Source organism: Roseibaca sp. Y0-43, from assembly GCF_020667835.1.
Classification (GTDB): Bacteria; Pseudomonadota; Alphaproteobacteria; order Rhodobacterales; family Rhodobacteraceae; genus Roseinatronobacter.
On the sequence record NZ_JAFMPR010000006.1, the window covers coordinates 82,683 to 101,631 of the forward strand.

Genomic DNA, 18,949 nt, shown 5'->3' on the forward strand with positions numbered 1-18,949 from the left:
GCGCAGGCCGCGCTATGCGCGTGCCATGCTGGACCAGAACACAAATCGCCCCGAATTGCCGCCCGAAATCGCGCGGCGCCGCACCTTTGCGATCATCTCGCACCCTGATGCGGGCAAGACCACGCTGACCGAAAAGTTCCTGCTGTTCGGTGGCGCGATCCAGATGGCGGGCCAAGTGCGCGCCAAGGGCGAGGCGCGGCGCACGCGCTCGGACTTTATGCAGATGGAAAAGGACCGGGGCATCTCGGTCTCTGCCTCTGCCATGTCCTTCGATTTCGCGAAATACCGCTACAATCTGGTCGACACGCCCGGCCACTCGGATTTCTCCGAAGATACCTACCGCACCCTGACCGCCGTGGATGCCGCCATCATGGTGATCGACGGCGCGAAAGGGGTTGAAAGCCAGACCCGCAAACTGTTCGAGGTCTGCCGCCTGCGCGACCTGCCGATCCTGACCTTCTGCAACAAGATGGACCGCGAAAGCCGCGACACGTTCGACATCATCGACGAGATCCAGCAGAACCTTGCGATCGACGTGACACCGGCAAGCTGGCCCATCGGCATGGGGTCGGACTTCATCGGCTGTTACGACATGCTCAATGACCGGCTGGAACTGATGGACCGCGCCGACCGCAACAAACGCGGCGAAAGCGTGGTGCTGAACGGGCTGGACGATCCGCGCATGGAAAGCCACGTGCCCCCCGCCCTGCTGGACAAGCTGCGCGAAGAAGTGTCCATGGCGCGCGAATTGCTGCCGCCGCTCGATCCGAAATCGGTGCTCGAGGGGCATCTGTCGCCCATCTGGTTCGGGTCGGCGATCAATTCTTTCGGGGTCAAGGAATTGATGGACGGAATCGCCGCCTATGCGCCCGCGCCGCAAATCTTGCGCACAGAAACGCGTGAAGTGGCCCCGGAAGAACCGAAAGTCACCGGCTTCGTGTTCAAGGTTCAGGCCAATATGGACCCGAAACACCGCGACCGCGTGGCTTTCGTGCGGCTGGCCTCGGGCCATTTCGAGAGGGGCATGAAATTGCTGCACGTGCGCTCGAAAAAGCAGATGGCCGTGGCGAACCCCGTGCTGTTCCTTGCCGCCGACCGCGAAGTCACTGAAGAGGCTTGGGCGGGCGACATTATCGGTATCCCCAACCATGGCCAGCTGCGCATTGGTGACGCGCTGACCGAAGGCGAGGCACTGCGCTTCACGGGCATCCCGTCTTTCGCGCCGGAACTCTTGCAGGCCTGTCGTGCGGGCGATCCGCTGAAGGCCAAGCATCTGGACAAGGCACTCATGCAATTCGCCGAGGAAGGGGCCGCCAAGGTGTTCAAACCCGCTTTCGGCTCTGGCTTTATCGTGGGCGTGGTCGGGCAGTTGCAATTCGAGGTTCTCGCCAGCCGGATCGAGCTGGAATATGGCCTGCCCGTGCGCTTTGAACCGACGCAATTCACCTCTGCCCGCTGGGTCCAAGGTGCGCAGGCGGCGGTCGATGCTTTTGCGGCGGCAAACAAGCAGCACATGGCCACCGATAGCGACGGCGATCCCGTTTTCATGACGCGCTTGCAATGGGATATCGACCGCGTGGCGCGCGACTATCCCGATGTCAAACTGACGGCAACGAAGGAAATGCTCGTATAGCGGGCGCGGCTATCGCCCGCGCTCACCGCGCGCACCAAACGAACCAGTCGTTTCCAGATGCCTTCCAATTCGGACACGCATCCCTGTCAAAAGAGACCACGCCTGATTTCATCCTTGCGAAAATATCCTCAGGGGGTGAATTGGGCGTAGCCCAAGAGGGGGCGCGAGCGCCCCTGACTGTCAGTAACTGCGAATAAGCCCGACCAGTCGCCCCTGCACCTTCACCCGCGCGGCGGGCAGCAGCCGGGTTTCATATGCCGGGTTCGCCGCTTCCAGCGCGATCATCCCCTCGACCTTGCGAAACCGTTTCAAGGTTGCCTCGTGATCGTCCACAAGTGCCACGACAATATCGCCATTATCGGCAGTCGTCTGTTCGCGGATCACGACGATGTCGCCATCGTTAATGCCCAGGTCGATCATCGAATCACCCTGCACTTCCAGGGCGTAATGCTCTGACCGACCGCTCAGCATGGCACCGGGCACGGCAATGTCGCGCATGGGTTCGCTGATCGCCTCGATCGGGGTGCCCGCCGCGATCCGGCCCATCACCGGCAGCGTCAGCGCCGCTGCCTCTACCGCCATGGCCTGCGGCGGCGGGGCGGAGCGGGCGGGCGCACCGCCGTCGATGACCTTCGCCTCGAACCCCGATTTGCCCAGCGCGTCCGGCAGTTTCAGCACCTCGATTGCCCGGGCGCGATGCGGCAGGCGGCGGATGAAGCCGCGTTCTTCCAATGCCGTAATCAGCCGGTGAATGCCCGATTTCGAACGCAGATCAAGCGCATCCTTCATTTCGTCAAAAGAGGGCGCAACGCCTTCCTTTTCCATCCGGTCATGGATCAGCTTCAGAAGTTCGATCTGCTTGCGTGTCAGCATTGTGCCGCCTTTCAAATGGGCCCACCTGACACTATGTTCTAACTCTGTTCACCCTATAGGTCAAGCGCGATATACCGCATTTGTTCACCCGCCTTCCGGGCCGGATCATGCGGGGGGCGCACCAGCAGCGCGTTGGCCTGTGCCAGAAGCGACAGAAGCGCGCTGTCCTGGCTTGCGACCGGGTCGATCGTGCCGCCGGGCTCAAGCGTGGCGCGCATGTAATGCGCGCGCGGCCCATTGGCAGGCAACTCGCAGGCAAGTGCCGCGCTGGCCGTAGGCAGAGGGTAACGCCCCAAGCCCTGCAAAGCGCGCAGCGCGGGCCGCATGAACAGATGCCCGCAGACGATGGACGACACCGGGTTGCCCGGCAGGCCCAAGAGCATTGCCTGCCCCAGACGCCCCGCCATCAGCGGTTTGCCGGGGCGCAACGCGACCTTGTAGAAGGCCCTTTTCGCGCCAAGGCTGTCGGCCACCGGCCCGACAAGGTCATGATCGCCTACTGACGCGCCGCCGATGGTGACGATCACATCCGCGCCTTGCGCCAGATCGAACACCGTGCGCAGGCTGGCCTCGGTGTCGCGCGCAATGGGCAGGATGCGGGCGGATGCGCCCTCGGCCTCTGCCATCGCTTTCAGCGCAAAGGCGTTCGAGGCGATGATCTGATCCGCGCGCGGCTGCTCGCCCGGCATGACCAACTCATCCCCCGTGGCGATGATCGCCACGTCGGGACGGCGCGAGACCGTCACCTCGGCATGGTTCATCGCGGCAATCAGGCTCAGGTCCACCCCGCGCAACCGCCGCGGCGCGCTGATCTGGTCACCTGCGCGAAAGTCTTGACCCCGCGCGCGGATATGCGGCCCTTCTGTCAGGTTGTCTTGCAGGGTAATCGCATCACCATCACGCGCGACGTCTTCCTGTATGACCACCTGCGTGGCCCCATCGGGCACGGGCGCGCCGGTAAAGATGCGCACGGCCTGCCCCGGCCCGACCGCGCCGGTGAACATATGGCCCGCCGCCGCTTCACCGATGACCGTGTAGCGATTGCCCGGCAGCACCTCACCCGCGACCGCATAGCCGTCCATGGCAGAAGAGGCGAAGGGCGGCTGGTCCCGCTCGGCCCGGATCGGCGCGCGCAGCACGCGGCCCGCCGCCCGCGCCAGCGCCACGGTTTCCGTGGGCAGCGGGTGGGTGAGCGCGAAAACCTGCGCCAGCGCCTCTTCGACAGAGATCATGCGCCCGCCTCGTAGCGCCCGGATTTGCCGCCATCTTTCAGCACGACCTGCGTATCGAGGATGCGCATGGATTTCTCGGCGGCTTTCAACATGTCATAGACTGTCAGCGCCGCGACAGAGGCGGCTGTCAGCGCCTCCATCTCGACGCCGGTTTTGCCGGTGGTGCGCACCTCTGCGCGGATGCGGATACCCGGCAGGGTTTCGTCCACCTCCAGATCCACCGCGACCTTGGTGATGGGCAAGGGGTGGCACAGCGGGATCAGGTCGGCGCAGCGTTTCGCGCCCATGATGCCCGCCAGCCGCGCCACGCCCAGCACATCGCCCTTCTTGGCGCGCTGCTCGGTTACAAGCGCCAGCGTTTCGGGCAACATCTGCACAGCGCTGGTGGCCACGGCCACGCGCGCGGTCACGTCCTTGTCGGACACATCGACCATATGGGCATGGCCCTCGGCGTCGAAATGGGTGAGCTGCGCCATCTTACACCTCTGCCATGACGGGGTTGGCCAAAAGCGCCTTGGTGGCAGCGGTCACATCGTCTTGCCGCATCAGGCTTTCGCCGATCAGGAAGCTGCGCGCGCCGATATGCGCCATCGCGGCCAGATCAGCCGGGGTGAAGAGACCGCTTTCACACACCAGCAGACGGTCATCAGGCACCAAAGGTGCCAACGCGCGCGTGGTGTCGAGCGTGACGTCGAAGGTTTTCAGATTGCGATTGTTGATGCCGACAAGCGGCGATTTCAGGCGCAGCGCGCGCTCCAACTCGTCGGCGTCATGCACTTCCAGCAGCACATCCATGCCCCAATGAAAGGCCGCGTCCTCCAGTTCCGCCGCCTGCCCGTCGCTGACAGAGGCCATGATAATCAGGATGCAGTCCGCGCCAAGCGCGCGGGCCTCTGCGACCTGATAGGTGTCATACATGAAATCCTTGCGCAGCGCGGGCAAATCGCAGGCGTCGCGCGCCGCGACAAGGTAGCTGTCCGCGCCCTGAAAACTGGGCGTGTCCGTCAACACGCTCAGACAGGTCGCGCCGCCCTGCGCATAGGCTTGTGCCAGAGCGGGCGGGTCGAAATCGGGGCGGATCAGACCCTTCGAGGGGCTGGCTTTCTTGATCTCGGCAATCAGCCCGTAGCCCGTGGCTTGCGCGCGGCGCAACGCATCGGCGAACCCGCGCGGGGCGCTTGCGGCTTTCGCGGCAGCTTCGACCTGAGAGGTCGGGCGCACCGCGCGGCGATGGGCCACTTCTTCCAGCTTGTAGGTTTTGATCTTTTCCAGAATGTCGGCCACGTTCCGCTCCTTCTAGCTTTTGACCGGGCTGACGCGCGCCAGTGCCTGCACCGCGCCCATGGCCGCGCCGCTGTCGATGCTGGTCCGCGCCAGTGCCACGCCATCGGGCAGGTTGTCGACTTTGCCCGCGACCAGAAGGGCCGCGGCGGCGTTCAGCAGGACCGCGTCGCGATAGGCGGGCCGCCCTTCACCCTCCAGCAGCGCCGACAGTTCTTGGGCATTTTGCGTGGGCGTGCCGCCGATCAGGTCGTCGAACGGGTGCACGGGAAGCCCCGCTTCTTCGGGATGCAGGGTAAAGGCGCGCAGGCTGCCATCTTCCAGCGCCACCACGTCGGATGCCGCCGCAATCGACAGCTCGTCCGTGCCATCGCCGCCATGCACCAGCCACGCTCGGTCAGACCCAAGCGCGCGCAGGGTTTCGGCCATCGGGCGCAAGAGTGCGGGCGAAAACGCGCCCGTCAATTGCCGCTTCACACCCGCCGGGTTGGTCAGCGGCCCGAGAATGTTGAAGATGGTGCGCGTCCCAAGCTCCATCCGCACGGGGCCGACATGGCGCATGGCGGGGTGGTGCATCGGGGCCATCATAAAGCCGATCCCGGCCTCTGTCAGCGCCTGCTCGACCACGGGCGCGCCGACCATAACCTCTATGCCCAAGGCACCCAGCGCATCGGCGGCACCCGATTTGGACGACAGGTTGCGATTGCCGTGCTTGGCCACGGGCACACCTGCGCCTGCCACCACAAAGGCCGTCGCGGTTGAAATGTTCAGCGTGCCCTTGCCGTCGCCCCCGGTGCCGACAATGTCCATCGCGCCTTCGGGCGCACGCACGGGCACGCATTTCGCACGCATCACGCTGGCGGCGGCGGCGTATTCATCCACCACCTCGCCCCGCGTGCGCAGCGCCATCAGGAAGCCGCCCATCTGCGCGGGCGTGGCCTGACCTTCGAACAGGATATTGAACGCGCTTTCCGCCTGCTCGCGGGTCAGCGGCCCCTCGGCGGCCTGAGCGATCAGCGGTTTCAGATCGCTCATCATGCCGCCACCTGCGCGCGGTCCAGAAAATTGCGCAGCATTGCATGGCCGTGTTGCGAGCGGATGCTTTCGGGGTGGAATTGCACCCCCTCGATCGGCAACTCGCGGTGGCGCAGGCCCATGATAAGCCCGTCCTCCAGCCAGCTTGTGACCTCCAGGCAGTCGGGCAGCGTCGCGCGCTCGACCACAAGCGAATGGTAGCGCGTGGCCATCAGCGGCGAGGGCAGGCCCGCGAACACGCCTTGGCCCGCATGATGCATTGCGCCCAGTTTGCCATGCACGATTTCCGGCGCGCGCACCACCTTGCCGCCAAAAGCCTGCCCGATGGTCTGGTGCCCAAGGCAGACGCCCAGCAGCGGAATGCGCGCGTCCGCCGCGGCCAGCGTCAGCGGCAGACAGATGCCTGCCTGATCCGGGTCGCATGGGCCGGGGGACAGAACGATCGCCGACGGGTTCAATGCCATCGCCGCCTGCACATCCAGCGCATCGTTGCGGTGGACGACGACATCGGCCCCCAACTCTCCGAAATAATGGACGAGGTTATAGGTGAAGCTGTCGTAATTATCTATCAGCAGCAGCATGGGCGCGCCTTTCCCGGGCGAATGGGCAATTCTTGGCCATACATGCCCATCCCGACCCGCCAAGGTCAAGGCAGAGAGCGCCATTCCATTTGCATGGACTGGGCGATTATGGGAAACACATGGGCAAAGAGCAGGAATGGCAGGAGCGGTATGCTAAGGCTGAACGGTCTGACAGGGGGTCTTGCGGGTGTCGCGATCGTGGTGGCGGGCTTCGTGGCCAGCACAATCATCGCACCGCCAAGCCCGCGTCAGCAGATCGCGACCCCTGCGGTAGCGCCCGCGCAGATGCCTGCCGAACCGAGCGCAGAGCCACCCGCCCCGAGCGACGCGGTTGAAGATGCCGCAGAGGATGCGGCCCCCTTGGCAGACGACGAGCCCACAGCAGCAGAGCCCTCGGCCGAGCAACCAATGGACATGGCCGCGCCAGAGCAACCGACGGACGAAGCGCCAAACCCGGCCCCCGCGATGGCGGCAGAAGACAAGCCCGACCCTGCCGCAGAGGCCCCTCTGGCCGACATGCCCCCCAGCCGGCCGCAGCTGGCCGATCCCGAACGCCCGGATACCCCGGCGGCGATGGCCGACGCCGCGCCCCCCGCGCTGCCAGAGCCAATGCTGCGCCCGGCCCCTGGTGGCCTGCCGGGTGCGCCTGTGCCCCCGCGCGACGCGCCGCTACCAGCCAGCCCGGACGCGCCGCAGGGCCAAGAGGATGCGGCAAGCGCGCCGGAAAACGGCACCACCCTGCCCGACCCCGCCGATAGCCCGGCCCCAAGCCCAGAGGATACGCCCAGCCTGCCCGGCACCCGCGTTGCAGGCCTGCCCGGAACACCCGCCACCCAGCCGGACCCGGCCGATGCGCCAGAGGCAGACACCCCCACCGCGACCGCGCTGGAACGCAACAGCAGCTTTGACGGCACGCTCAGCGGCGGGCCGCTGATGGCGATCATCCTGAACGATCCGGGCCTACCCACGCCCTTGCGCCGGGCGCTCGCCGCGCTGGACCTGCCCGTCACCATCGCGCTGAACCCGATGGACCCCAGTGCCAGCCAAGGGGCCGAGATCTATCGCGAGGCCGGCAAAGAGGTGCTGATCCTTGCCAATGGCCTGCCCGACGGCGCGCGTGCCAGTGATCTGGACGTCACCTTCAGCGCATGGTTCGACAGCCTGCCGCAAGCGGTGGGCGTGCTGGACCTGCCGCGCGGCGGTTTCGCCCGCAATGCAGCGCTGACAAGCGGTGTCCTGCCGCTGATCGCGCGCGACGGCCATGGGCTGGTCAGTTTCGCGGGTGGCCTGTCGCGCATCGGCACCGCCGCCGAAGCCGAAGGCGTGCCCCATGCCGAGGTGTTCCGCGTGCTGGATGACGAGGACCAAAGCCCCTTCACCATCCGCCGCTACCTTGACCGCGCGGTGTTTCAGGCCAGCCAGATTGGCGAGGTTCTGGTCTTTGGCGACGCCGCCAATGACGCCACTATGGAAGCGCTGGAGCTGTGGCGCAGCGACGGGCGCGCCGATCAGGTCGCGGTCGTGCCGGTCTCTGCCATTTTGCTGACGCGCTAGGGCAAAGGCACGGTCAACCTTTGGCAAAGGCCCGGCTGGACACCTGTATCGCATTGCCAGACGGATCTTTCGCATTGGCGAAGCAATAGCCATCAGCCCGGTGCAGGGGGCCAAAACGCAAGCCGTCCTGCGCCGCCCTGTCGCAAAAAGCGGGCACGTCCGGCACATCGAACACCAGCTTGGCCTGCACCTGCCCTTGTTTTTGTCCCTGACTGGCCGGGTGCAGAAGGATCACCGCGCCGCCCTCGGGCGCAACAAGTTCGACCAAGCGGTCATCGCCCTGCCCCGGTTTGACCGAAAAACCGAAATGACGGGTGTAAAACGCCACCATGTCATCCATTTTCGGCGAATATAGGATCACGCGACCCAAGGTAGCTGTCATTGGCCTTTACCCTTGCAACTTGGTGCGACCACAATCCTACCACAGCGATAACCGCACCGTTGCGCCGAAAAACGCCTTGCGTTTGTGCCGCCATCCCATAGGAAAGGGCGCGTGCGGGCGTGGCGGAATGGTAGACGCAAGCGACTTAAAATCGCTCGAGCCTTGCTCGTGCGGGTTCAAGTCCCGCCGCCCGCACCACGCGTTACTCTGCCGAGATCTGAATTACGATATTGCCGACAACGCCGCCGGCTTCCAAAGCCTCATGCGCCTGGGCCGTGTCTGCCATGGCGAAGCGCGCGCCGATGCGCGGTGTCAATTGGCCTGCCGCCAGCATCCGGCCAATATCGGCAATCGCGGCGGCCTTGGCGCTTGCGCTCATGGAATAGACGACGAAGGGTTGCACCGCGATGTTGCGAAAGGCCAGCGGGTAGAAGGGCACTTCCGGCGCGAGGTTCGTGGCAGTCGCATAGGCCCCGACGGTCGCGCCCACCTTCAAAAACGCAGGGTAAAGCGCCACATGGGCCGCGAAATCGACATCGGCCACATGGTCAACCCCTTCTGGTGCAAGGGTTTGCAGACGCGCGACAAGGTCTTCGTCACGGTAGTTCACGGTGGCATCGGCCCCGGCCTGCATGGCGATCTGCGCCTTTACGTCGCTGCTGACGGTGGCGATGACGCGCGCACACATGGCCTTGGCAATCTGGATCGCGGAATGCCCCACGGCCCCCGCGCCGCCCGTGACCAGCACCGTCTTGCCCGCCACATCACCGCCGCAGGTCACGGCCCGATGCGCAGTCATGGCCGGCACGCCAAGGCAAGCCCCTTCGTCAAAGCCGGTGTTCTCGGGCAAGGGCACCGCAAGGCCATCGGGCACACAAACATATTCCGCCGCCGTGCCAACCGTGCCTTGGCTCAGCCCGCCGCCTGCGCGGTTCACCTCGTATAACCAGACGCGCGCGCCGATGCGGGCAGGGTCCACGCCTTTGCCCACGGCGTCGATCACGCCGGCACCGTCGTTATGGATAATGACACGATCGGCCACCATCGGCCCTTGCGCACCCGCGCGCACCTTCACATCCGACGGGTTCAGGCCAGAGGCCACGACCCGCACACGCACCTCGCCCTCAGTAGGGTCTGGCCGGGCGATCTCTGCCAGTGCAAGGGTCTGTGCCGCTGCCCCGCGTGCGGTGTTCACGATCGCTTTCATGTCTGGTGCCTTCCTGTTCGTTCTTCGAGCGCGCCGGTTTTCACATTGAATAAAAGCTAATCCGACCCCGCAGCCAAACCAGAGCAGACGCGCCCGAAGGCCCGAAATGCCGCCCAATACCCCCATGTTCCCTTGACCGAAGCCGCGTTCCTGACTATGCGCAGCGTTTAACCTACCGCGACAGCCGCCGCACTTGCGCCGATTCGCTGCGCGATCTCTCCCCAAGGAATACCCCCGACCATGATACCCGCGATTTCCGAAGCGCTTGCCGAGCGTGGCTACGACACGTTGACCCCCGTCCAACAGGCGGTCAATGCACCGGAACTGGCGGATCGCGATTTGCTGGTTTCGGCCCAGACCGGGTCGGGCAAAACCGTGGGCTTCGGGCTGGCCATCGCGCCCACGCTGTTGGGCGATGCGGGCCAATTCGGCCCGGCCAGCGCGCCCTTGGCACTGATCGTCGCCCCCACGCGCGAACTGGCCAGCCAGGTCATGCGCGAGCTGACTTGGCTTTATGCCCGCACCGGGGCCGTGGTCACATCCTGCGTGGGCGGCATGGACATGCGCACCGAACGCCGCGCGCTGGAGCGGGGCGCGCATATCGTGGTCGGCACACCGGGCCGCCTGCGCGACCATATCGAGCGCGGCGGTCTGGACCTGAGCGACATTCGCGCCGTGGTGCTGGACGAAGCGGACGAGATGCTCGACATGGGGTTCCGCGAAGATCTGGAATTCATGCTGGCCGAAGCGCCGGATGACCGCCGCACGCTGCTGTTTTCCGCCACCGTGCCGCCCATGATCGCAACGCTTGCGCAGCAATACCAGCGCGATGCCGAACGCATCAGCACGCTGGGCGGGGCCAAGCAACACGCGGACATCGCCTATCAGGCGGTCCGCGTGGCGCAATCGGATGTGGACAATGCCATCTTCAACCTGCTGCGCTTTCACCATGATGAAAGCGCGCTGGTCTTCGCCAATACCCGCGCCATGGTCGCCCATCTGACCGCGCGGCTGGCCAATCGCGGGCTACAGGTTGTCAGCCTGTCGGGCGAGCTGAGCCAGACCGAACGCACCCATGCGCTGCAAGCCATGCGCGACGGGCGCGCGCGGGTTTGCGTGGCAACAGATGTGGCCGCGCGCGGTATTGATCTGCCCAAGTTGAACCTTGTCATTCATGCCGAATTGCCCACCAACACCGAAACGCTGCTGCACCGCTCTGGCCGCACGGGGCGCGCCGGGCGCAAAGGGATCTCTGCGCTTATCGTGCCGCCGAAAGCGCGCGCGCGGGCCGAACGCCTGCTGAAATGGGCCAAGATCACCGCCGACTGGGTCGAAGCCCCTTCGGTCGAGGATATTCTGGCCCGCGACGAAGAGCGGCTTTTGTCCGACCCGGTCTGGTCTGACGAAGCAACCGAAACCGAAGCGGCCTTCGCCGAGAAGCTGCTTGCCCGCCACGCGCCCGCGCAGATCGCGGCGGCCTATCTGCGGCTGTATCAGTCGCGCCACGCGGCCCCCGAAGACCTGCTTCCGCCCGACACCAAACCCACCCGGCGCGAGAAAGCGCCCTTTGGCCCCAGCCGTTGGGTGGCCCTGTCCGTGGGCCGCGCCGAGCGCGCCGAGGCGCGCTGGCTGTTGCCGCTGCTGTGCCGCACCGGCGGCCTGGACAAGGCCGCCATCGGCGCGATTCGGGTGCAGGACAGCGAAACCTATGTCGAGATCGCGGCGGCCAGCGTGGACAGTTTCATCGCCGGTCTGGGCGATGGCGGCACGCTGGAAGACGGTGTCAGCGCGCGGCTGATGGACAGCGCGCCCGACCTGGCGCCCGCCTCGCGCGGGCCACGGCCGGATCGCGGCGACCGCGCCGAGCGACCTGCCCGGCCAGAGCGTAAGGACCGTGACTCGCGGCCGCCGCGCGAGGACCGGCCAGAACGGCCCCGTGCCGCGCCCTCTGACAAGCCCAGCGGCCCAAAGCCGAAATGGGACAAGCCGAAATCCGAGCGCAGCTTTGCCGACAAGCCCAAGCCACGCAGCGACGCGCCCAAGCCCTATGAAAAGCGCCCTGCTCGCGACGACCGACCCCAAGCCGAGCGGCCCCAATCGGATCGCCCGAAGCGCGCCGATGGTCCTGCGAATTACGACCGCAGCGCCCCGCGCCCCACGCGCGAGGACGGGCCGAAATCGAAAGGGTTCAAGCCCAAGCCGGACGGTGGTTTTGGCAAACCCGGTGGCAAGCCGGGGGCCAAGATCGGGGACCGCCCCACTGGCAAACCCGGCGGCAAACCGATGGGCAAGCCAGCGGGCAAACCCAAGCCCGCCGCCGACCCGCGCGACACTTCGAAACGGTTCGTCGCGCCCGGCAAAGGTGGCAACGCAGCACCGCGCAAACCGCGCAGCAAGCCGAAATCCTGAGCGAAACATGAAAATGCCGCCCCGAACGGGCGGCATTTTTCAAATCCAGCGCAGACCAAACGGCGCGCAACACGATGGTTCTTGGAAATACCGACACGATATTCGTGACCCCAGAGGGGATAGCTGGATCACGATCTTTCGGAAAATTGGAGCGGGCGAGGCGATTCGAACGCCCGACCCTAACCTTGGCAAGGTTATGCTCTACCCCTGAGCTACGCCCGCTCTCTATGTGGTGCGATTTAGACAATCGCGCCGGGGGCTGCAAGGGCAAAAACCACCCTCTTTGCAGTTTTCATGACATTTTTTCACGCGCCGTTCATCCGATGCAAACCTTTCCAAGCCAGCCTGAAATTCGCCGGACGGAAAGGGGCCAAAGATGACCGATTTCGACACGATTCGCCGGATTATTCTGGCCAATGACCGCGACCGCGCGACATTGCTGCGCGATCTGGGGGCGATACACCGCACGGAACACATCTTGTCCACGCTGGACCGCCATGCCTTGGCGCGCGACCCGTCACGACCTTCGGTCGATCACGCCCTGATTGCTGGCTTAGTGCGGGCGGGTGGCGTGGTCAGTCGCGGAAATGACGGCTGTCCTTGATCTGGTCCCAGGCCCAGACAACCTCTTGCAAGCGGTCCTCGTCATTGCGCGCGCCCGAGTTGCGGTCCGGGTGCAGGTCTTTGACAAGGCTTTTGTATTGCTTGCGAATCTCTGCGCGGGTCCAGGTGTCGCGCGCGTCCAGAATTTCCAGCGCCTTGCGTTCGGGCGCGGGCAGTTTGCGGGTGCCGCCGCTTGGGCTGCCCTTGCCAGGGTTGCGCGTGGCATTGTCGCCCAGCACCTGGTGCGGGTCTTCGATGCCAAGGCGTTGCCACGCCAGCCGCTCGTCTTTTGACCCAAAGGGCTGGGTTGCCTTGCCCCAGATGCGGTCACGCTCCATCGCGTCCATCATCTCGGCCTCTGTCTGGCCTTCGAAGTAGTTCCATTTCAGGTTGTATTCTCGGGCGTGATCCTTGCAGAACCAGAAATACTCGTTCAGCAGGTCCGGCGATTTCGGACAGCGGTATTTGCCGTCTTCCTTGCAACCAGGCTGCTCGCATTGCCGGACAGAGGTTTCCCACGCGCCCGACATGCCGCGCCGCCCGCGGGCACGCTTCTTCTTGTCGCTGGCTGCGCTGATGTCGAAATCGAAAGGGGCTTTGCGGTCCATGTCTTGCTCGGCTGTCTCTGCGCTTTGGCGTCGGTGTTTTCTGGCTGCTCAAGATAGCACCCGTTCGGGGCTTTTCGACCAGAGGGCGCGATACTAGTTATCTTTCGCGAAGGATTGAAGAGGAACCCGACAGACAATGCTGATTCGTGATGAAATAGAACAAAAGCTGCAAAACGCCTTCGCCCCGCGCGAGCTGGAGGTGGTCGATGACAGCGAAAGCCATCGCGGCCATGGCGGCTGGCAAGAAGGCGGGCAGACCCATTTCAACCTGCGCATTCGCGCGGCGCAATTTGCGGATATGGGGCGGCTGGCCCGCCACCGCGCGGTGCATGATGCCTTGGGCGCGGATCTGGTGGGGCGCATTCATGCGCTTGCGATGGATATTGACGGCTGACATAAGCGAACCTGAAGGGCGACTGCCCGCAGCATAATCCACGCTTATGAAAATCACCCTTCGTCAACTTCACTACTTTCGCGCGCTGGCGCAGACCCGCAGTTTTGGGCGCGCGGCGGGCTTGGTCAATGTCAGCCAACCCGCACTGTCGATGCAGATCAAGGAGCTGGAAGCGATCCTTGGCACGCCGCTGATAGAGCGCAACCCCCGCGATCTGCGCCTGACGCGGGCCGGGCGCAGCGTGCTGGAGCGTGCCGACCGTATTCTGGCCGAAGCGATGGAGCTGGAGGCCGATGCCCGCCATGCGCGCGGCTTGGGCGAGCTGAATATCGGGATGATCCCGACCGTGGCCCCCTATCTGCTGCCCGGCACGCTGGCCGCCTTGCGCGCCGCAGACATCACCCGCGAGTTGCGCCTACGCGAATCGCAGACCGCCAACTTGCTGGACGGGCTGCGCGACGGGCGGCTGGATGCGGTCGTGCTGGCCGACCCGGCCCCCGCGCCCGACTTGATCGCGCACCCGCTGTTCACCGACGGCTTCGTGCTGGCAGGCAGCGCCGCGCGCTTGCAAGCCCTGGGCAACAGCCCCGAAGCCTTGCGCCCGGTGGGACTACCCGCCGACCAGCTTTTGTTGTTGGACGAAGGGCATTGCTTGGCCGACAAGGCGCTGGAGGTTTGCGCGCTCGACCGTCGCCAGACCCGGCTGGATCTGGGCGCGTCGTCGCTTTCCACGCTTTGCGGGCTTGTGGCGCAAGGGTTCGGGCTGACCTTGCTGCCAGAAATCGCGCTGGGCACTGAAACACGCGGCACGCCGTCGCTGGCCCTGCGCCGGTTCGACGCCCCCGAACCTGCCCGCCAAGTGACCCTGCTGCGCCGCGCGGGCAGCACGCAGGCCGACTGGTTCGCGGAACTGGCGCAACATATCCAGCAAGCTGCGCAGACGCTGCTGGCCGACGCGCGGCGCATCGCGCCGCCGGCAGCACGTCCTGCCTGAGCTTTCGGCATGTGCGCCTTGCATGGCCGTCATGCCGGGCTTGCGTTGTTTTCGGGCGTCAGGCGCGTTATATGAAACGGCAATCCTGAGGAGGACATTGCGTGCGCGATCTGAAACTGCCCGACCAACGCCACCCGGAAAAAGCCCATCGTCCGGTGCAGGCGCAGCCCAAGAAACCCGACTGGATTCGGGTCAAGGCACCGGGGGGCGCAGGCTATGCCGAAACCCACAAGATCATGCGCGAGCACAAGCTGACAACGGTCTGCGAAGAAGCAGGCTGCCCGAATGTCGGCGAATGCTGGTCCCAAGGTCACGCCACCATGATGATCATGGGCGAGATCTGCACCCGCGGCTGCACCTTCTGCAACGTGGCCACCGGCCGCCCCGATACGCTCGATGCGTTCGAACCGGGGCGCGTGGCCCATGCGGTCGAAAAGCTGGGGCTGAAACATGTGGTCATCACCTCTGTCGACCGCGATGATCTGGACGATGGCGGGGCCGAGCATTTCGCCCAGACCATTCGCGCCGTGCGCCACCGCAGCCCCGACACGACGATCGAAATCCTGACGCCCGATTTCCTGAAATGCGGGCCGGAAGCGCTGGAAATCGTGGTCGAGGCGAAACCGGACGTGTTCAACCACAACCTTGAAACCGTGCCGGGCCTCTATCCGACCGTGCGCCCCGGCGCGCGCTACTTCCACAGCCTGCGCCTGTTGCAGCGGGTGAAAGAGCTGGACCCGACCATGTTCACCAAATCGGGCATCATGGTGGGTTTGGGCGAGGAGCGCCAAGGCGTGTTGCAGGTCATGGATGACATGCGCAGCGCCGATGTGGATTTCATGACCATCGGCCAATACCTGCAACCCACGCCGCGCCATCACCGCGTTGACCGTTTCGTCACACCGGATGAGTTCAAGAGCTACGAGAAAGCGGCACTTGGCAAAGGCTTCCTGATGGTGTCGGCCACGCCGCTGACGCGCTCCAGCTACCACGCGGGCGACGATTTCGCGCGCCTGCGTGCCGCGCGTCTGGCCAAGTTCGCGGTCTAGGGCTGCCCGGTCAGGCGGGGCAAAGCGGCCTATGCCAAAGGCGGGTGTATTTGTCGCAAGATGACATGGGCTCTGGGGGTGCATTTACCCGGAGAGCGGCGTAATAGGTCCGTAGCACCCCGACTCAGCCAAAAAAGGCCCAGCCCATGAGCTTTTCCCGCGCCATCAAGATCGCCCCGTCCATCCTTGCCGCCGATTTCGCCAATTTCGGGGCCGAGTGCCGCGCGGTCGAGGACCAAGGCGCGGATTGGGTTCATGTCGACGTGATGGATGGCCATTTCGTCCCGAACCTGACCTTTGGCCCGGCCACCTGCGCCGCCATTCGCCCGCATATTCGCGGCGTGATGGATGTGCACCTGATGATCGCGCCGGTGGACCCTTATATCGACGGGTTTGCCAAGGCGGGTGCCGATGTCATTACCGCGCATATGGAAGCGGGGCCGCATATCCACCGCACGCTTCAGGCCATCCGTGCCAGCGGGGCCAAGGCCGGGTTGGCGCTGAACCCCGGCACTGGGCTGGACGGGGTGGAAAACCTGTTGGACCTGCTGGATCTGGTCTGCGTCATGACGGTGAACCCCGGCTTTGGCGGGCAAGCCTTCATCGACATGTCCGACAAGGTGCGCCGCCTGCGCGCGCTGATCGGCGAGCGCCCCATCCATATAGAGATCGACGGCGGCATCACGCCCGCAACCGCGCCCATCATGGCGCGCGCAGGCGCGGATGTGCTGGTGGCGGGTTCTGCCGTGTTCAAGGGCGGCTCTGTCACCGACCCAGCCCCGTATGGCGCGAATATCCGCGCCATTCGCAACGCCGCCGAAGCGGCCATCGGAACCATCGTCTGAGGAGGGTGCCATGCCATCGCTGAACCCGCCCGTCTGCGATTTCGGCTGGAAAGCGCCCGGCTTCAGCCTGCCCGCAACCGACGGCGCCACCTACAGCCTGTCGGACGTGGCCAGCCCCAAGGGCACCTTGGTGATGTTCATCTGCAACCACTGCCCCTATGTGCTGGTGGCGCTGGACCGCATTTTGCGCGACGCCCGAGAGTTGCAAGGCTTGGGCATTGGCGTGGCTGCGATATGCTCCAATGACGCGACCGCCTATCCCGACGATTCTTTCGAGAATATGGGCCGCATGGCGCGCGAGCGTGGCTTTCCCTTTCCCTACCTGCATGACGCCAGCCAAGACGTGGCCCGCGCATGGGGGGCGGTTTGCACACCGGATTTCTTTGGCCTGAATGCCGAAGGACGCCTGCAATACCGGGGCCGGCTGGATGCGGCGGGCCGCAACCCCGACATAACCGACGCGCCGCGAGAGCTGTTCGAGGCCATGCGCCAGATTGCCGAAACCGGCGCAGGCCCGCTCGAGCAGGTGGCATCCATCGGCTGTTCCATCAAGTGGAGAGAGGCATGACGCGCGCGGTTATCTTCGATCTGGACGGCACGCTCATCGACAGCGCACCCGACATTCACGCCGCCGCCAATAACGTGCTGGCGGGCGAAGGTCTGCCGCTGGTCACGTTCGAGCAGTCGCGCGGCTTCATCGGGCGTGGTGCGCGCGTCTTTGTCGAACGGATGGAGCGCGCGGTCACGGGCGGGAACGACCCTGCACGCACCGATCATCTGCACAAGCGGTTCCTGCATTTCTACGAGCGCGCGCATGAGAACACGCGCATTTACCCGCATGTCGAGGACACGCTGGCCGCCCTTGCCGGGGCCGGATACGCGCTTGGCCTGTGCACCAACAAGCCCAATGGCCCGACACGCGCGGTGCTGGCCCATCTGGGCTGGGACAAGCTGTTTTCGGTGGTGGTGGGCGGCGATAGCCTACCCGTGGCCAAGCCCGACCCCGCGCCGCTGATGGCCGTGGTCGAGGGGTTGGGGCTGAGATTGCCGCAGATCGTCTATATCGGCGATAGCGAGACCGATGCCGAAACTGCCCGCCGCGCAGGTGCGCGCTTTGGCCTTTATACCGAAGGCTATCGCCACGCCGCGCCCGAAGACATGTTCCATCATTTCCGTTTCAGCGATTACCGGCACCTGCCCGACCATCTGAAAGACCACGCCGCATGACCCAGCGCCGCCCCCTGCCCCCGCCTTTGGAAATTCCGAAACCCGGCTTCGGGCGGCGCACACCCCCGGCGCTGTTTCCGCCGCTGATGGGTCTGTTCGGCGTGGGCTTGGGCTGGCGCGCGGCCAGTGGTGCGTTCGGGATCGACCCCGCGATTGGCGACCTGATCCTTGGCGCGACCTCGCTTCTGTTCCTGTTCACCTTGGCGGCCTATCTGGCCAAACCCCTGCGCCGCCCCGCGACCTTCATGGAAGATCTACGCGTGCTGCCGGGGCGCGCGGGCCTGTCGGCGGCCAGCCTGTGCCTGATGCTGTTTGCCGCCACGCTTGCCCCCTATGCCAGCGGGCTGGCCACGGGCGTGGCGCTTCTGGCCTTCGCGGTGCATGTGGGGCTGGTGGTGGCGATCGCGCTGACCATCCTGCGCGGACCGGAAGAGGGGCGCGTGGTCACGCCGGTCTTTCACCTGAGCTTCGTGGGTTTCATCATCGGTGGCGTGGCCGCGAATGCCTTGGGCCATCCCGACGTGGCACGCTGGCTTTTGTGGTCCACGCTGCTGCCTGCCGGGCTGATCTGGGGCTTCAGTGCGCGCCAATTGCTGAACCGCGTGCCGCCCGCGCCCCTGCGCCCGCTGCTGGCCATTCATCTGGCCCCGGCCAGCCTCTTCACCATCGTCGCCGCCGGGGCCGGGCTGCAAGCCGCCGCCTACGCGTTCAGCGCGCTGGCCGCTGCGATCCTGATCGCGCTTCTGGCATCGGCCAAATGGCTGACACAGGCCGGTTTCTCGCCGCTCTGGGGCGCGTTCACCTTCCCGCTTGCGGCCTTCGCCTCGGCCCTCATCACGCTCTCGCAAGGCCAAGGTGCGATGGGCATGATCGGCGGCGTCGTGCTGGTTGTCGCCACGCTGATGGTGCCGCTGATCGCCTACCGCATCTTCAAGCTGTGGCCCGGTGGCAAACTGGCCGCAAAGACCAACGCGGCAGAGGCTTAGGGCTTTCATTTTCCCGCAAGGCATGAAATGGGGACGTGCCAAGCGGGACACCAACT

The 18,949-nt window shown here is 65.3% G+C and carries 20 protein-coding genes and 2 tRNA genes; 12 read left to right on the forward strand and 10 right to left on the reverse strand.

The window, feature by feature from the left end:
- Window positions 1-25: 25 nt before the first annotated feature.
- Window positions 26-1,633, forward strand: coding sequence for a peptide chain release factor 3 (locus J1C52_RS09280; protein ID WP_227427658.1), 1,608 nt, complete (start codon window positions 26-28; stop codon window positions 1,631-1,633).
- Between the two features lie 180 nt (window positions 1,634-1,813).
- Here the strand turns inward: J1C52_RS09280 and lexA are convergent, their stop codons facing one another.
- From lexA to J1C52_RS09310, 6 genes are read right to left on the reverse strand one after another with little or no spacing between them, the layout of a single operon-like run.
- Complete coding sequence (gene lexA, locus J1C52_RS09285) at window positions 1,814-2,506, reverse strand: transcriptional repressor LexA (RefSeq protein WP_227427659.1); 693 nt, start codon at window positions 2,504-2,506, stop codon at window positions 1,814-1,816.
- A 53-nt stretch (window positions 2,507-2,559) separates the two neighbouring features.
- Complete coding sequence (gene glp, locus J1C52_RS09290) at window positions 2,560-3,738, reverse strand: gephyrin-like molybdotransferase Glp (protein WP_227427660.1); 1,179 nt, start codon at window positions 3,736-3,738, stop codon at window positions 2,560-2,562.
- Window positions 3,735-4,214 carry a cyclic pyranopterin monophosphate synthase MoaC gene (gene moaC, locus J1C52_RS09295; protein ID WP_227427661.1) on the reverse strand — a complete coding sequence of 160 codons (480 nt, stop codon included), beginning with the start codon at window positions 4,212-4,214 and terminating at the stop codon, window positions 3,735-3,737. Before moaC ends, glp begins: the two co-directional genes overlap by 4 nt.
- Window position 4,215: 1 nt before the next feature.
- Complete coding sequence (trpC, locus tag J1C52_RS09300) at window positions 4,216-5,022, reverse strand: indole-3-glycerol phosphate synthase TrpC (RefSeq protein WP_227427662.1); 807 nt, start codon at window positions 5,020-5,022, stop codon at window positions 4,216-4,218.
- Between the two features lie 12 nt (window positions 5,023-5,034).
- Entirely contained in the window at window positions 5,035-6,054 is a 1,020-nt protein-coding gene (gene trpD / locus J1C52_RS09305) for an anthranilate phosphoribosyltransferase (protein WP_227427663.1), read from the reverse strand.
- Entirely contained in the window at window positions 6,054-6,635 is a 582-nt protein-coding gene (locus J1C52_RS09310) for an anthranilate synthase component II (RefSeq protein ID WP_227427664.1), read from the reverse strand. The genes trpD and J1C52_RS09310 overlap by 1 nt, the downstream gene beginning before the upstream one ends.
- A gap of 150 nt (window positions 6,636-6,785) precedes the next feature.
- On the opposite strand from J1C52_RS09310, the gene J1C52_RS09315 reads away from it, so the two are divergent.
- A complete protein-coding gene (locus tag J1C52_RS09315) occupies window positions 6,786-8,189 on the forward strand; it encodes a divergent polysaccharide deacetylase family protein (protein ID WP_227427665.1) in 1,404 nt (467 codons plus the stop codon).
- 13 nt (window positions 8,190-8,202) lie between these two features.
- On the opposite strand, the gene J1C52_RS09320 is transcribed toward J1C52_RS09315, so the two are convergent.
- Window positions 8,203-8,571 (reverse strand): VOC family protein, encoded by a 369-nt coding sequence (locus J1C52_RS09320; RefSeq protein WP_227427666.1) that lies wholly within the window; start codon window positions 8,569-8,571, stop codon window positions 8,203-8,205.
- A 113-nt stretch (window positions 8,572-8,684) separates the two neighbouring features.
- Between J1C52_RS09320 and J1C52_RS09325 the strand changes: the two genes are divergently transcribed.
- Window positions 8,685-8,769: transfer RNA gene (locus J1C52_RS09325), tRNA-Leu, on the forward strand.
- A gap of 4 nt (window positions 8,770-8,773) precedes the next feature.
- Here the strand turns inward: J1C52_RS09325 and J1C52_RS09330 are convergent.
- Window positions 8,774-9,778, reverse strand: coding sequence for an NADPH:quinone reductase (locus J1C52_RS09330; RefSeq protein WP_227427667.1), 1,005 nt, complete (start codon window positions 9,776-9,778; stop codon window positions 8,774-8,776).
- Window positions 9,779-10,018: 240 nt separating this feature from the next.
- On the opposite strand from J1C52_RS09330, the gene J1C52_RS09335 reads away from it, so the two are divergent.
- The gene (locus tag J1C52_RS09335) at window positions 10,019-12,187 is read left to right on the forward strand and encodes a DEAD/DEAH box helicase (protein ID WP_227427668.1); all 2,169 of its coding nucleotides are present in this window, start codon (window positions 10,019-10,021) and stop codon (window positions 12,185-12,187) included.
- Window positions 12,188-12,334: 147 nt separating this feature from the next.
- Here the strand turns inward: J1C52_RS09335 and J1C52_RS09340 are convergent.
- Window positions 12,335-12,409 (reverse strand) — tRNA-Gly (locus J1C52_RS09340).
- Window positions 12,410-12,563: 154 nt separating this feature from the next.
- Between J1C52_RS09340 and J1C52_RS09345 the strand changes: the two genes are divergently transcribed.
- On the forward strand, window positions 12,564-12,791 hold the full coding sequence (locus tag J1C52_RS09345; RefSeq protein WP_227427669.1) for a hypothetical protein: 228 nt from the start codon (window positions 12,564-12,566) through the stop codon (window positions 12,789-12,791).
- Here the strand turns inward: J1C52_RS09345 and J1C52_RS09350 are convergent.
- Window positions 12,763-13,398, reverse strand: a complete 636-nt coding sequence (locus tag J1C52_RS09350) for a J domain-containing protein (protein ID WP_227427670.1) — start codon at window positions 13,396-13,398, stop codon at window positions 12,763-12,765. The genes J1C52_RS09345 and J1C52_RS09350 overlap by 29 nt on opposite strands.
- A gap of 136 nt (window positions 13,399-13,534) precedes the next feature.
- Between J1C52_RS09350 and J1C52_RS09355 the strand changes: the two genes are divergently transcribed.
- From J1C52_RS09355 to J1C52_RS09385, 7 genes are all read left to right on the forward strand, one after another.
- The gene (locus tag J1C52_RS09355; protein ID WP_227427671.1) at window positions 13,535-13,792 is read left to right on the forward strand and encodes a BolA family protein; all 258 of its coding nucleotides are present in this window, start codon (window positions 13,535-13,537) and stop codon (window positions 13,790-13,792) included.
- Between the two features lie 46 nt (window positions 13,793-13,838).
- Window positions 13,839-14,786 carry a hydrogen peroxide-inducible genes activator gene (locus J1C52_RS09360; protein WP_227427672.1) on the forward strand — a complete coding sequence of 316 codons (948 nt, stop codon included), beginning with the start codon at window positions 13,839-13,841 and terminating at the stop codon, window positions 14,784-14,786.
- Window positions 14,787-14,887: 101 nt separating this feature from the next.
- A complete protein-coding gene (lipA, locus tag J1C52_RS09365) occupies window positions 14,888-15,835 on the forward strand; it encodes a lipoyl synthase (RefSeq protein ID WP_227427673.1) in 948 nt (315 codons plus the stop codon).
- A gap of 146 nt (window positions 15,836-15,981) precedes the next feature.
- Entirely contained in the window at window positions 15,982-16,680 is a 699-nt protein-coding gene (rpe, locus tag J1C52_RS09370; RefSeq protein WP_227427674.1) for a ribulose-phosphate 3-epimerase, read from the forward strand.
- A 10-nt stretch (window positions 16,681-16,690) separates the two neighbouring features.
- Window positions 16,691-17,248 (forward strand): thioredoxin family protein, encoded by a 558-nt coding sequence (locus J1C52_RS09375; RefSeq protein WP_227427675.1) that lies wholly within the window; start codon window positions 16,691-16,693, stop codon window positions 17,246-17,248.
- Window positions 17,245-17,907: a phosphoglycolate phosphatase gene (gene gph / locus J1C52_RS09380; protein ID WP_227427676.1), complete on the forward strand. Its 663-nt coding sequence runs from the start codon at window positions 17,245-17,247 to the stop codon at window positions 17,905-17,907. The genes J1C52_RS09375 and gph overlap by 4 nt, the downstream gene beginning before the upstream one ends.
- The gene (locus J1C52_RS09385) at window positions 17,904-18,893 is read left to right on the forward strand and encodes a tellurium resistance protein (RefSeq protein WP_227427677.1); all 990 of its coding nucleotides are present in this window, start codon (window positions 17,904-17,906) and stop codon (window positions 18,891-18,893) included. The genes gph and J1C52_RS09385 overlap by 4 nt, the downstream gene beginning before the upstream one ends.
- Window positions 18,894-18,949 lie beyond the last annotated feature (56 nt).